The sequence below is a fragment of the Sporosarcina koreensis genome (assembly GCF_001531445.1).
Classification (GTDB): Bacteria; Bacillota; Bacilli; order Bacillales_A; family Planococcaceae; genus Sporosarcina; species Sporosarcina koreensis_C.
On sequence record NZ_LQYA01000047.1, the window covers coordinates 38,747 to 51,247 of the forward strand.

General features: G+C 45.3%; 14 protein-coding genes. 11 read left to right on the forward strand and 3 right to left on the reverse strand.

What is annotated here, in order from left to right; all coding sequences use genetic code 11:
* The 5 genes from AWV70_RS07065 to AWV70_RS07085 form a co-directional block, all read left to right on the forward strand.
* The coding region (locus AWV70_RS07065) for a hypothetical protein (protein ID WP_160327637.1) at window positions 1-241 on the forward strand (241 nt) is incomplete at its 5' end.
* On the forward strand, window positions 238-1,242 hold the full coding sequence (locus tag AWV70_RS07070) for an NAD(P)H-dependent flavin oxidoreductase (RefSeq protein WP_060205578.1): 1,005 nt from the start codon (window positions 238-240) through the stop codon (window positions 1,240-1,242). The genes AWV70_RS07065 and AWV70_RS07070, both read left to right, overlap by 4 nt.
* A gap of 132 nt (window positions 1,243-1,374) precedes the next feature.
* Window positions 1,375-3,114, forward strand: a complete 1,740-nt coding sequence (locus AWV70_RS07075; protein WP_060205580.1) for a sensor histidine kinase — start codon at window positions 1,375-1,377, stop codon at window positions 3,112-3,114.
* The gene (locus AWV70_RS07080; protein WP_060205582.1) at window positions 3,111-3,845 is read left to right on the forward strand and encodes a LytR/AlgR family response regulator transcription factor; all 735 of its coding nucleotides are present in this window, start codon (window positions 3,111-3,113) and stop codon (window positions 3,843-3,845) included. Before AWV70_RS07075 ends, AWV70_RS07080 begins: the two co-directional genes overlap by 4 nt.
* A gap of 131 nt (window positions 3,846-3,976) precedes the next feature.
* Window positions 3,977-5,431, forward strand: a complete 1,455-nt coding sequence (locus tag AWV70_RS07085) for a carbon starvation CstA family protein (protein ID WP_060205584.1) — start codon at window positions 3,977-3,979, stop codon at window positions 5,429-5,431.
* Between the two features lie 39 nt (window positions 5,432-5,470).
* Here AWV70_RS07085 and AWV70_RS07090 read toward each other — a convergent pair whose 3' ends face one another.
* Window positions 5,471-6,220 carry a DUF3888 domain-containing protein gene (locus AWV70_RS07090; protein ID WP_060205586.1) on the reverse strand — a complete coding sequence of 250 codons (750 nt, stop codon included), beginning with the start codon at window positions 6,218-6,220 and terminating at the stop codon, window positions 5,471-5,473.
* 139 nt (window positions 6,221-6,359) lie between these two features.
* On the opposite strand from AWV70_RS07090, the gene AWV70_RS07095 reads away from it, so the two are divergent.
* The 5 genes from AWV70_RS07095 to AWV70_RS07115 all read left to right on the forward strand — a co-directional run bounded on the left by AWV70_RS07095 (window position 6,360) and on the right by AWV70_RS07115 (window position 9,733).
* Complete coding sequence (locus AWV70_RS07095) at window positions 6,360-7,238, forward strand: DMT family transporter (protein WP_060205588.1); 879 nt, start codon at window positions 6,360-6,362, stop codon at window positions 7,236-7,238.
* 184 nt (window positions 7,239-7,422) lie between these two features.
* Complete coding sequence (locus tag AWV70_RS07100; protein WP_060205590.1) at window positions 7,423-8,166, forward strand: MerR family transcriptional regulator; 744 nt, start codon at window positions 7,423-7,425, stop codon at window positions 8,164-8,166.
* A 17-nt stretch (window positions 8,167-8,183) separates the two neighbouring features.
* Complete coding sequence (locus tag AWV70_RS07105) at window positions 8,184-8,603, forward strand: GyrI-like domain-containing protein (protein ID WP_060205592.1); 420 nt, start codon at window positions 8,184-8,186, stop codon at window positions 8,601-8,603.
* A gap of 108 nt (window positions 8,604-8,711) precedes the next feature.
* Window positions 8,712-8,909 (forward strand): hypothetical protein, encoded by a 198-nt coding sequence (locus AWV70_RS07110; RefSeq protein ID WP_060205594.1) that lies wholly within the window; start codon window positions 8,712-8,714, stop codon window positions 8,907-8,909.
* Window positions 8,910-8,932: 23 nt separating this feature from the next.
* On the forward strand, window positions 8,933-9,733 hold the full coding sequence (locus tag AWV70_RS07115; RefSeq protein WP_060205596.1) for a hypothetical protein: 801 nt from the start codon (window positions 8,933-8,935) through the stop codon (window positions 9,731-9,733).
* Window positions 9,734-9,796: 63 nt separating this feature from the next.
* On the opposite strand, the gene AWV70_RS07120 is transcribed toward AWV70_RS07115, so the two are convergent.
* Both AWV70_RS07120 and AWV70_RS07125 read right to left on the reverse strand, forming a co-directional pair.
* Window positions 9,797-10,756 (reverse strand): MraY family glycosyltransferase, encoded by a 960-nt coding sequence (locus AWV70_RS07120; RefSeq protein WP_060205910.1) that lies wholly within the window; start codon window positions 10,754-10,756, stop codon window positions 9,797-9,799.
* A gap of 59 nt (window positions 10,757-10,815) precedes the next feature.
* On the reverse strand, window positions 10,816-11,289 hold the full coding sequence (locus AWV70_RS07125; RefSeq protein WP_060205598.1) for a GNAT family N-acetyltransferase: 474 nt from the start codon (window positions 11,287-11,289) through the stop codon (window positions 10,816-10,818).
* A 128-nt stretch (window positions 11,290-11,417) separates the two neighbouring features.
* Between AWV70_RS07125 and AWV70_RS07130 the strand changes: the two genes are divergently transcribed.
* Window positions 11,418-12,140: a MerR family transcriptional regulator gene (locus AWV70_RS07130; RefSeq protein ID WP_060205601.1), complete on the forward strand. Its 723-nt coding sequence runs from the start codon at window positions 11,418-11,420 to the stop codon at window positions 12,138-12,140.
* Window positions 12,141-12,501 lie beyond the last annotated feature (361 nt).

A 12,501-nucleotide genomic window follows, 5' to 3' on the forward strand; every position in this document is an offset into this window, starting at 1 on the left:
CTTGAACTTGATTGTCGTCCTTTGGCAATCGGCATTGATCATTTCATTTCTTTCGTTCTTTTTCGGCTTATTCACCAAGTCTAAAACGTCTTTGCTAATAAGCTTTTTCACTTCTTTACCGATTGCCTATTATTTTTTCGGAGCTAACAATGCATTTAAACTAATTGCGCTGTTCCCGATTATCACCTTATTGATCATCTATTTGTTTTATCGGCATGAAAAAAGGAGAGTGGAATCATGACCTTTACAGAAACGTTAGGTATTCAACATCCCATCATCCAAGCCCCAATGGCGGGCGTGACCACGCCGGAATTCGTGGCGGCCGCAGCAGAGGCGGGAGTTTTAGGGTCCATCGGGGCAGGCTATTTATCCGCGGAAGCAACGCGGGATTTCATTCACGAAGTCAAAAAGCTCACAGATAAGCCGTTCGCAGTAAATTTATTCGTACCGGAAAATACGGATATAGACCAAGATCAGCTCCGTCAGGCATACTTAGGATTACAACCGATCGGTAAAAAGCTCGGGATGCCTTTTTGGAAGGCGCCGCTGTCCGAGCAGTCATTTGCTGGACAAATCGATGTGATCATTGAAGAAGACGTTGGAATCTGCTCCTTCACTTTCGGTTTGCCCGACGAATCGACTGTCCAGAAATTAAAGGAGCATAACATCTACTTGATCGGCACGGCAACGTCAGTCGAAGAAGCCGTTGTAGCCGAACAGGTCGGAATGGACGCAGTCGTCGCGCAAGGAAAGGAAGCAGGTGGGCATCGTGGTTCATTCCTCGGTGAACAGCTCTTGCCGCTCGCGGAACTACTTCCTTCAATCGTCGGGGCTGTCGGCATTCCGGTAATTGCGGCTGGTGGAATCGCTAACCGCGAGCACCTCATACTGCAACTTTCCCGCGGAGCCCAAGCCGTGCAGATCGGCACCGCGCTGCTTGCGGCTGATGAAAGCGGGGCACACCCGCTTTACAAAGAGGCGGTCCTTAAGGCAACCGGGAATTGCACCGTGCTTACGAAAGCCTTCTCCGGAAAACCCGCAAGAGGCATCCGAAACGAGTTCATCGACAGGATGGTGAACGTCCCAATCGCACCTTATCCGTACCAAAACGATTTGACGAAGAAAATCCGGAGCGAAGCAGCAAAGCTTGGAAAACCGGGATTCATGTCCCTTTGGGCGGGGGAGAACGTGCACGAAACAGTTGTTGGGACTGTCGAGGAGATTATTAAGAAGTTTATATAGAGAAAAAAGGCATGTGCCGGATCAACCGATCAGTGCATGCTTTTTTGTGTTCAATTAACAGAAAATAATGATTTAACTACTTTTTTGAAGTATACTAAACATCAAATATCACAAGTTGCTGGAGGAATGACAATGTTGGATTTGCTTGTGATCATGCTGGAGCGAGTGGGGACGATCGTGGCGGTGGCGTTCATCTTGACGCGCTTCCGCTTCTTTAAAAATATGGTTCACCAAGATTCATTGGACCGGAAGCAGGAAATGACGGCCATCCTGTTTTTCGGATTCTTTGGTATCATTGGCACGTATTTCGGGGTGGCGTTCAATACGCATACGCTTCATTTCAATAGTGTTTCCATCGAATTGACAACGGATGAGGCAATCGCGAATTCGCGGGTCATCGGAATTGTCGTCGCGGGTCTGCTAGGGGGTTATCGGCTTGGCGTCGGAGCTGGGTTGATTGCTGGAATCCACCGGATGTCGCTCGGCGGATTTACGGCTATTTCATGCGGCGTCTCAACGATTATTTCCGGATTATTGGCAAGCGCATTTTACAAGCGCGGAAAGCATATTAAGCCACTGGCCGCTTTCGGTATCGGAGCGTTTGCGGAGACGATTCAGATGGGTCTCATCCTTTTGATCTCCGAGCCGTTTGAAAAAGCGCTCTCTTTAGTCCAGACGATCGGGTTGCCGATGATTCTTGCGAACGGTATAGGAACAGCCCTTTTCCTACTCATCGTCTACAATGTCATCAGCGACCAAGAGAAAGCGACCGCCATCCAGGCCCAGAAGTCTTTACGGATCGCTGACCAGACAATCGGCTATTTGCGCAAAGGGATGAATTCGGAAACAGCCCTCGCCGTCTGCAATATTCTGTTTCGAGAACTGAAACCGAGTGCGGTCGCCATGACGAATAAGACGGATATCCTCGCCCATGTAGGGGTGGCGGATGACCATCACAAAGCATCAAGCCCCCTTCAGACGCATATTACAAAGAAAGTGCTACAACATGGAGAACTTGTCATCGCCAATGAGGAATCGATTCATTGCGTCCGGGATGATTGTCCGTTAGGGGCGGCGGTCATTGCGCCATTGAAATTACGGGATGAGACGATCGGGACATTAAAACTCTATTATCCTTCTGAAAAAGCGATTACGAATGTCACGATCGAATTGATTGCCGGGCTCAGCTCCCTTCTGAGCAATCAGCTTGAAATTGCGGAAGCTGACAGGTCGTTCCAGCTTGCCAAAGATGCGGAAATTAAAGCATTGCAGGCACAAATCAGCCCGCACTTCCTATTCAATTCTATGAATATCATCGTTTCCTTAATACGGACAAATCCCGATGAAGCGAGAAGGCTGCTTACATCACTTTCCTATTTCCTCCGTCAAAATCTTGAAGGGACGACTGCCGAGAAAGTAACTTTGGAACAGGAGCTTGCCCATGTAGAAGCCTACTTGAAGATTGAAGAAGCTCGTTTCATTGATAAGTTGAAAGTATGCATTGATGTAGATCCGTCCATCCTCCAAGAAACGATTCCTCCGCTCACGTTGCAGCCACTCGTCGAAAATGCCATCAAGCATGGCATTAAAGATATGGAGAAAAACAGCATCGTGCAAGTGATGATTCAAGATGAAGGAGATGCGATCAGTATACTTGTCCAAGACAATGGTATGGGGATTGTAAAAGAAAGGCTTCCTCTTCTATGTGCCCATCAAATCGAATCCGACACGGGTACGGGAATGGGACTCTACAATGTAAATCGTCGGTTACTGATGACATTCGGGAAACAGGCCGCATTGCATATTGAAAGCGAAGTCGAGAACGGCACGGAAATATCTTTCCGAATACCGAAAATGGGGGTGGGCATATGAACCGGAAGATTCGCGTCATTGTCGTGGATGATGAACGATATGCGAGGGAGGAATTGATCTATTTAATTGAACAACAGCCTTTTTTCCAAGTCGTCGGCGAGGCGGATTCCGGGGAGGCTGCCATCATGCAAACAATTCAACTTCAACCCGACGTTCTGTTTTTGGACGTGGAGATGCCAAAAATGAACGGGATGGATGCGGCAAAAGCCTTGGTGGAACTAAAGAAAGTACCCCTTATCGTTTTTGCGACCGCTTATCCGCAATTCGCGGCTGAAGCTTTCCGTATCAATGCGGTCGATTATTTGCTAAAGCCGTACGATGAAGCACAAGTAAAGCAAGCGATCATGCGGATCCAGGAAAGATTGATGCCGAATCAAAGCACAGAGAAAGCATGGACTTTAGGGAAGCTTGCGATCGAGATGGATGGGGAAATCGATTATATCCCGATCCATAAAATCCTCTATATGTTCCGCAACGAAAAAATGACGAAGATTGTAACATTGGAAAGGGAGTATGAGTTGCGGATGACGCTGAAGGAGTTGGAAAGCAAATTGACGCCGTTTTCGTTTTTTCGTATCCATAAAGGCTACCTCGTCAACCTATTGCATGTAAGAAGGTTGACGCCTTGGTTTAACGGAGCTTACCAGCTGGAAGTCGAAGGTCGGAGCGAGAAGCTTTCCGTTAGCCGGAATTATGTCCGGGATTTGCGGCAACGGCTTGAGCTCTATTAAACTTGCATGTTATATCGCCTATCCTGCATGTAAATCTACGATTTGGGCATCTTACGATAGAATCGTCCGTTTTTGGAACATTTCCTTTAAACTGAATGAAATCGCTATCATTTGGGGAAGGGGAAACAGAAATGATTACATTTTTATTTGGTATCGTCTTATTAATTCTCGGGTATTTCACGTACGGAAAATTCATCGAGAAGATGTTTGGGGTGAAGGAAAACCGTGCGACACCTGCGTATACGAGTGGGGACGGAGTGGACTATGTGCCGATGAGCACGAAGAAAAACTCGCTGATCCAGCTTCTGAACATTGCGGGGGTTGGTCCGATTTTCGGTCCGATCATGGGGGCGCTTTATGGTCCGGTTGCTTTCATTTGGATTGTGATCGGCGCAATTTTCGCAGGTGCTGTCCATGACTATTTGACGGGGATGATCTCGATCCGTAACCGTGGAGCTCATTTGCCGGAGCTTGCGGGCAAGTTTTTAGGGAAATTCATGAAACATATTGTAAATGCTTTCGCTATTCTTTTATTGGTGCTCGTTGGAACGGTTTTCGTTTCCGCACCTGCAGGGTTGCTGTATAACTTGATGAACGGTTGGATGGCAATGGGTATTATCGTTGCACTAATTTTTGCTTATTATATTTTTGCAACACTATTGCCGATCGATAAGATCATCGGCCGTTTCTATCCGATTTTCGGTGCGCTTTTGATTATTAGTGCTGTCGGGGTTGGCGGAATGATGGTCGTCAAAGGCGTCAGCATTCCTGAGTTGACGTTTGCCAATATGCACCCTGACAAATTGGCGATTTTCCCACTTTTATTCCTAACGATTTCATGCGGTGCATTGTCCGGTTTCCATGCGACACAATCACCGATCATTTCACGTACGACGCAAAAAGAAGGGCAAGGCCGTAAGATTTTCTACGGCATGATGATTGCAGAGGCGATCATCGCGATGATTTGGGCAGCTGCAGGCATGGCGCTGTTCAATGGGTATGGCGGCTTGAGTGAAATGCTGGCTGCAGGCGGTCCTGCGTTGATCGTCAGCGAAGCTTCCACGATGATGTTGGGCGCGGTTGGTGGAACACTCGCAATTCTCGGTGTCATCATTCTTCCGATCACTTCCGGCGATACGGCTTTCCGTAGTGCACGTATGATCATTGCGGACTACTTCAAGATGCCGCAAGTGAAGATGGCAAGCCGTCTTTGGATTGCTGTTCCGATGTTTGTCATTTCCATCGCTTTGACGCAAGTCGACTTTGACATCCTTTGGCGCTACTTCTCATGGGCGAACCAATCGACAGCGGTGATTGCATTATTTGTAGGTGCGATGTATCTGTTCATTGCACGGAAGAACTACTGGGTGGCACTCATCCCGGGAACGTTCATGCTAATGGCGACAATGACATATATTTTGAATGCGACGATCGGCTTCGGATTACCGATGAATGTTGCGTATATTGGGGCGACAGTCATTTCGCTCTTCCTCGTCGTCCTATTTTTCTTAGCAGCGGTTCGGGCACGAGCTGCACAAATTCCTTTGGAAGAAGACATTTCCAATTGGAAAGGTGCAATAAACTAATTACCATAAAGGAAAAGAGGCGGCTGAAGCTGCCTCTTTTTACATGTACCAAAGCAAGTCGTACTTCATCTTTTTCCCACTCTGGCTGTCCTGATCAATGACTTTCCAAATGCCATTCTCTTTCAGGACTTTGTAATAAAAGTTAGTTCCGTCAGCTGTCTTGAACAGGATGAAACCTTCATTGCCTTTAACAAAAGTTACCGGATTGATCACATTTTTGTAAGGTGGTTGAATTTCGGTGCTTAGAATATTGATGACAACCTCCTCTGCGATATGTGCCAGTGAATTGAAGTCATTTTGTTTTTCAGCCTTGTACCGCAACTGGTTGTAATCGTATCGTTCGTATGGCAATAAATTCAAGTGGAACGACTGTTTAATATCGATGAGCACTTCTTTATAAAACTTATGGATTTTCTTTTCTTCGTCATCGCCTTCGTGCGTAAAGTCGAGCAGTTTGACACCTTTCGGACTTATCTCAAACTGCAGTGTCTCCTTGCCGTATGGCGGGTTCTCCGCGGTTTCGAATGTATTCACTTGCACTTCAACTGTAAAGGAAAATCCGCCTTTCTCTTCCCGTTGGATAGTCAGTATTTCCGCATCAAACAATCCGTATGATTTATCGTAGCCGTAATAGTCGATGATTCCCTCCGAAATATATGGTGAAAGGATTGCCAGCAGTGCATCTTGAGCGGATTGTTGATCGGCCTTGGTCTGTTCCGCTTGGGGTGCAAAAGGTTGGATAAGCAGTGAAATCAATAAGAGTGGAACTAGGTAACGTAAATGTTTCAATAGGGAACCTCCTAACCGGGTTTTGAGCTTATGTTTTCCTACGTAAGTGAAACGATACATGATCCGAAAAATATAGCCGTAAATGAAAGTAATTGCGCTATAATAGATTCAATTGAAAAAGTGGATATCGGAGGATCATATGAAGAAATATATTGGTGAAATCGGATTGCTGTTAACAGCAATCATTTGGGGAAGCGGGTTTGTCGGCAGTGCGGTTGCATTGGATTCCTACACGCCTTATCAAATTTTAGCGGGCAGGTTTCTAATCGGCGCCCTATTATTATGTGCCGTTTTTTATAAAAAATTGAAGTGCATTTCAAAAAACACCTTGATCAAAGGGGCTGTTTTAGGCGTTTTCTTATACATAGCATTTGCGTTGCAAACGGTCGGGCTCCAATTCACAACTCCATCCAAAAATGCATTTTTGACGGCGGTGAATGTGGTCATTGTGCCGTTTATTGGTCTGGCGATTTATAGAAGGAAACTGGATGTGTTTGAACTCGTCGGCGCTTTTCTTGCGATGTTCGGCGTGGCGGTTCTGTCACTGCAATGGTCAGCGGGACTTAATATCGGCGATTTCCTTTCGTTTTGCTGTGCCATAGGATTCGCGTTCCATATTTTTTACACATCCCAATTCGTGAAGACTGAAGACCCGATCGCTTTGACGATTGTCCAAATGGCGACAGCGGCTGTCATCGGCTTCGTCGTTGTGCTGATGAAAGGAGAAATGGCATTCAGCATGCAGCCGGAAGGTTTGTGGTCGTTGCTCTATTTAGGCGTTTTCTCGACGACGATTGCGTTTTTATTGCAGACCGTGTCACAGAAATTTATTACAGAAACGAAGGCAGCCATCATCCTTTCGACGGAATCATTATGGGGGATGATCTTTTCCGTCATTCTCTTGAGCGAAATCCTTACGCTTAAGATGGGGATCGGCGCGGTTTTAATACTTGCTGCGATTATTTTATCGGAAACGAAATTAAGTTTTTTAACGAAAGGAAAACAAGTTCAGTTATAGAAAAGATTTTTGTTGACCTGTCCCTTAGAGGCAGGTTTAAAGTAAACAAAAGCAGAGGGTGGCGTTTAGCTGCGACAGGCATAAGACAGATCTGCTAAACGGCGTAATTTGCCGTGCAGCGGAGCTGGCTTATAACCCAAGCAGCTACCACCCGGAGCTGGATGTGGAAAAAGGGAGGGGAGCTATGCTATCAATCGGGAAAACCGCCTATCTTGTCGGGCTGACAACGAAAGCGATCAAACATTATGAGGAAATCGGGCTTGTCCAGCCTGCTTATGTGAGTCCGGAGTCGGGGTACCGGTTTTATTCACAAAAAGAACAGCAACAGCTTGTACGGATCAAAACGTTAAGGAATTTCGGCGTATCCCTTTCCGATATTTTGCGGGAGGGTGATGAACAGATGGAATCATTGTTGATGAACCGAAAAAAAGAAATTGAGCAGGAAATTAACGAGCTGCAAGGGAAGATGGAAGGAATCGACCAAATATTAAGCAAAGGGGAGAAGGAAATGGAAACACGTATTGTGGAAAGCGAAGGGTTTACAGTAAAAGGGTATGAGGTGGTAGGTCCTGTTTCAGAGATTCCAGCTGAATGGGATCGGTTAATCAAGGAAATTAATGAGAACGATGTCGTTACAGAAGAATCATTTGGCGTCTGTTTGAAGATGGAGAACGACATCATCCATTATATTGCGGGACTCAAAAAAGAATTGACGGAAGGATTCCCGGACACGAAAGAGGTTGTCATTCCAGCAGGCAAGTTCATTGTTGCGAAGGTGGAAGGCGGAATTCCAGGTATCCCGGCCGCGTATGACTACATCATTCAAATGGAGGATATACAACTACGGGATTGCTACGATTTTGAGCGATATGTCCATCCGGTTGGGGCGACGGAAGACGTTATCGAGATTTGGATGCCGATTGAGTGAGAAGGGAGATAGGAGAAATGGAAACACGTATAGAACATGTTGAACAATTTACGGTGAAAGGCTATGAAATGAATGGGCCGGTTACAGAGATTCCGAAGCTATGGGACAAATTGAATGGAATCATCTGTGAAAAGGGTGCTACTCCTGAAGAGTCTTTCGGGATTACGTTAGGAATGGAGAATGGCAACTTCCACTACTTGGCGGGTATCCATTCGGAATTGGCAGAAGGATTTATGGATACGAAGGAATTGTTGATTCCTAGCGGTAAATTTATTGTCGCGAAGGTCGAAGGCGGAGTGGAGGCAATTCCGGCTGCTTTTGATGCACTGATGCGCAATCCAGATGTGACACTTAGACATAGCTACGGGTTTGAGCTATATATCCATCCAATTGGATCTGAAGGCTATGAAACGGAAGTTTGGGTGGCGATTGAATAGGGGCAGGATCTGGCTTTTAGCCGGGTCTTTTTTTATTGAGTAATAGTGAATCCAAATGGTGTTCGTTACGTATAGAGAAGTAAACAGATAACGGGGAGAGGTGTTTACATGTGGATTATTATTTTTCTACTTCTCATCATATCGCTCTTGTTTGCTGTACTTTACAGTCTATCAACCATTATACAGCAATTAAAAATGATATCGGAGCACTTTGATGTGAAAGAAAAGGAAATAGAAGCAGTTACAATAAGTGACGAAGAGATTGAAAAGGAATTGGAAGACGAAGACGAATTCATGAAGAAATAAATGCATGATGTAGGGGTGGCAGCATGAAAGAAATTTATCGGAAGACATCGATTGCCGGTTTTATTGGTGGAACCGGTTTGATTCTATTTAGCATTCTATATTATTTTATTTGGTATGAAGGTTTTTCCGTGAATGGCGATGTTTTATTTGAAATAGGGATTGTTGGAGTGTTTTCACTTGGGGCAGGAGTTTATTTCAAAAAAGCGTACGAAAAGCTGTTGTATCACCCTGTTGTTGAAAGTGAATGGGATATGGAGAACATCGGGGAATTAAATCTGAAACGTGTTCCCTCGCTCCTGCCGAAATTTGTCCATGTCGATCATAATGGACAGCCGTTGTTTCAAATCCAGCCAACAAAGGGGCAGTTCCGCAGAAACCTTCTCTTCTTTCAGCTATTTGAAAAAGGGATGATGTTTCCAGTGGACTATGACGTTTCCACAATGGATGGAAATGTTTTGGCGACCTTCCGAATCAAAAACAATGTGAAGGAATATGCATTGACGTTAAAGAAACCGGATGGAACGGTCATTGGCCGATACATACAACAATTATCAAAATCAGCGGTGAAAAACCGCGGTACGCTTTATCACTCGGACGATTCGGTCTGGCGGCAGCTTGAAGCGAAAAATATGGCTGGCGATATCGACGTTACAGATGAGGAAGGCAATCGGACAGCTTCCTATCGCTACGGCCTGTTCCCTTATGCGACGCTTCCTGCATTTCAAAGTACCGCACATCATGAGCATATTCGTTTTGGGGCGCAAATTTCAACGGAGGAAAAGCTTGCATATGTGATGATCTTTTTCTTTTGGTTGGATGGATGAAAGTTGGAGTTGATTTTTTAACATATAAAAAAACCACCAGGTTATGGTGGGGAAAGTACCTAATTAAATTTGTATGAGCAGCAAAATGATTGAAGATAAACAGAGACATGCGCTAGCTAAAAACAAAAAGGCAAGTACTTGTTTCGGTTTCAGGCCAGCACGCAGTAAACGATAGTGGATTTGACTAGCATCTGCTTGAAAGATAGATTTTCCTTGCACATAACGTTTGGCTATGACAAAGAGATTGTCAAAGATTGGCACTCCCAATGCCAAGATGGGAATGAACAATGAGAGGACGGTCGCTTGTTTGAAGACTCCATCCAAGGCGATGACCGCAAGCAAAAAACCAAGGAAACTTGCACCCGCATCGCCCATGAAAATCTTGGCAGGTGGCTTGTTGAATCGTAAATAGGCAATAGAAATTCCTACCAGAACAATAGCCATTACGGCGGAATTCGGCTGGCCTTTTGCCACCGCAACAATAAAAAGCGTAACAGCAGAAATTGCAACAAGCCCACCGGCAAGACCATCCATGCCGTCCGAAAAATTAATGACGGTTGTCACTCCGAATATCCATAAGATCGTCAAGAGAAATTGAAGAATAAACGGAAGGGTGACATATTCACCCGATAGCGGATTGACGAAACCACTGAAAGTTATTCCCGAAGCAAAAACTAGAATCGCTGCAGATACTTGCACGACGAATTTCGGGAAGGCAGGAAAGTCCTTTCCTTTCGTTTTATACCAGTCATCAATCGTCCCGATGGTTAACAGCAATACCCCGCCAGCAAAGATTGCGCCAGTCTCCCAAGTGAACTCTCTAGTAAAAAGAAGATAGACGGAAAAAAAGCCGATAAAAAGTGCGTAACTCGCCGTCAGCGGAATTGGTTTACGGTGTAATTTACGTTCAACGTTTTCCTGGGGCTTGTCCACAAAATTGAGCTGGAAAGCGAGCTTTCGCAACGGGGGAATTAAAGCATAGACAATAAGAAATGACGCAAAAAATGCTAATATGTAAAAGATTTTTCTCACCACCGTTTTAATAATTTTCTATTAACAGCCATGTCTAAATAGTAGACGTATTACTTTTTGTTTGGTTCCCCATTTACTTCTGACATTTCCCACTGCATCAGATCGCCCTCTTGCCCATTCTTTTTCATTCCCAACCTTTCCAACACTTTTATGGAAGCGAGATTATCGTGTAAACATTCAGCAATGATTTTCTTCACTTTCCCAGTTGCAAATGCCCATTCAATTAGCGCTCCTACTGCCTCAGTCGCATATCCTTTTTTTTGCGCAGCGGAAATGATGCCGTAACCGATTTCCACGGTAAGATCGGAAGAAGGCTTTCCTTTAAAGCCGATGTCGCCGACAATGCTATTCGTTTCTTTATCCATAACGAACCAAACACCCCATCCTAATTGGGTAGCGTCGTTTTGAAGTTCAGCAACATGTTCCCTTACATGATCACCTATTTCATAACTCTCGGGCGAAATGGTTGATAGAAATTCAGGTGTGCAAGCGATTACTTTAAGTCTATTTGTATTGATAATCAATGAATATTCCCCCAATTAAGTCGATGAACTCATTATACTTGAAATTCCTTTCAAGTTCTTTATTATTTTGTGTTGACTCTCACGTTACGTCATACTCTATAGTCAATAGTGAAGGGAGGCAGGGAGTTATGAAAGTGAAAGAAGTAGCGGATTTGACCGGTGTGAGTGTGCGCACGCTCCATCATTACGATGAAATCGGTTTACTTGTTCCGGACAACGTGACGGAGGCGGGCTATCGGGTTTATTCCGATGAAAACTTGACGACCCTCCAGCAAATCTTGTTCTTCCGTGAAGTCGGCTTCCCTTTGAAGAAAATCAAGGAGCTATTGGATAGTCCATCGTTTAACCGGTTGGAGGCGTTCGAGCTGCAACGCGATATGTTAGTGGCGAAGCGCCGGCAATTGGAAACGATGATTGAGACGATCGACAAGACGCTCCAATCTGAGAGAGGAGAAATGACAATGACGAACGAAGAGAGATTTAAAGGATTCGATTTCAGTTCGAATCCTTATGAGCAGGAAGCACGTGATCGATGGGGGGATGAAGCGGTCGACAAGGCGAATCAGAACGTTTCGAAATTCGGTGAGAAAGAGCAAGAGGAGATGAATCGGATTTATTCCAATCTAGCGGCATTGCGCGGTACTGATCCGGCTGCAGCGGAAGCTCAGGCGGCAATCAGTGATTGGTACATGTTCTTGAATAAAATCGGTGACTATTCAATGGAAGCGTTCGCTGGGTTAGGTGAAATGTACGTTGCGGATGAACGGTTTACGAAGAACATCGACCAGTTCGGAGAAGGCTTGGCTGTATTCATGCGCGATGCGATGAAAGCATATTCAGAAAGTAAATGACATAATGGCTGGCACCTGCGATAATAGCAGGTGCCTCAGCCTGTTGACAAACGCTCGCATCCGTTGTTGAGGCCTACAGGAAGTAGGTCATGCATCCGTTGCCGCAGGACGCGGCGCCCTTAGGATGCCTACCTTATTTGCTCGTCCGCTCATGAACTTTAGTTCTATTCGCGTCTTCGCTCGACTTCGCGCGGGCTCGCAGGAAGCGAGTCATGCAACCGTCGCCACAGGACGTGGCGCACTTAGGTTGCCTTCCTTGGCAAGCATTTTCAATCAGGCTGAGGAAATTCCTGCCCATTGCTACTTGCTTTTTGAGCCTAAACATTTATTTTCAAGAAAAGCAAGAAAGTCGGAGCGATTC

Bases quoted from the DNA above. Each gene is read 5' to 3' on its own strand.
- AWV70_RS07075 (WP_060205580.1), top strand. From the start codon at position 1,375: ATGTTGGATTTGCTTGTGATCATGCTGGAGCGAGTGGGGACGATCGTG.
- AWV70_RS07070 (WP_060205578.1), top strand. From the start codon at position 238: ATGACCTTTACAGAAACGTTAGGTATTCAACATCCCATCATCCAAGCC.
- AWV70_RS07110 (WP_060205594.1), top strand. From the start codon at position 8,712: ATGTGGATTATTATTTTTCTACTTCTCATCATATCGCTCTTGTTTGCT.
- AWV70_RS07085 (WP_060205584.1), top strand. From the start codon at position 3,977: ATGATTACATTTTTATTTGGTATCGTCTTATTAATTCTCGGGTATTTC.
- AWV70_RS07130 (WP_060205601.1), top strand. From the start codon at position 11,418: ATGAAAGTGAAAGAAGTAGCGGATTTGACCGGTGTGAGTGTGCGCACG.
- AWV70_RS07105 (WP_060205592.1), top strand. From the start codon at position 8,184: ATGGAAACACGTATAGAACATGTTGAACAATTTACGGTGAAAGGCTAT.
- AWV70_RS07115 (WP_060205596.1), top strand. From the start codon at position 8,933: ATGAAAGAAATTTATCGGAAGACATCGATTGCCGGTTTTATTGGTGGA.
- AWV70_RS07080 (WP_060205582.1), top strand. From the start codon at position 3,111: ATGAACCGGAAGATTCGCGTCATTGTCGTGGATGATGAACGATATGCG.
- AWV70_RS07100 (WP_060205590.1), top strand. From the start codon at position 7,423: ATGCTATCAATCGGGAAAACCGCCTATCTTGTCGGGCTGACAACGAAA.
- AWV70_RS07095 (WP_060205588.1), top strand. From the start codon at position 6,360: ATGAAGAAATATATTGGTGAAATCGGATTGCTGTTAACAGCAATCATT.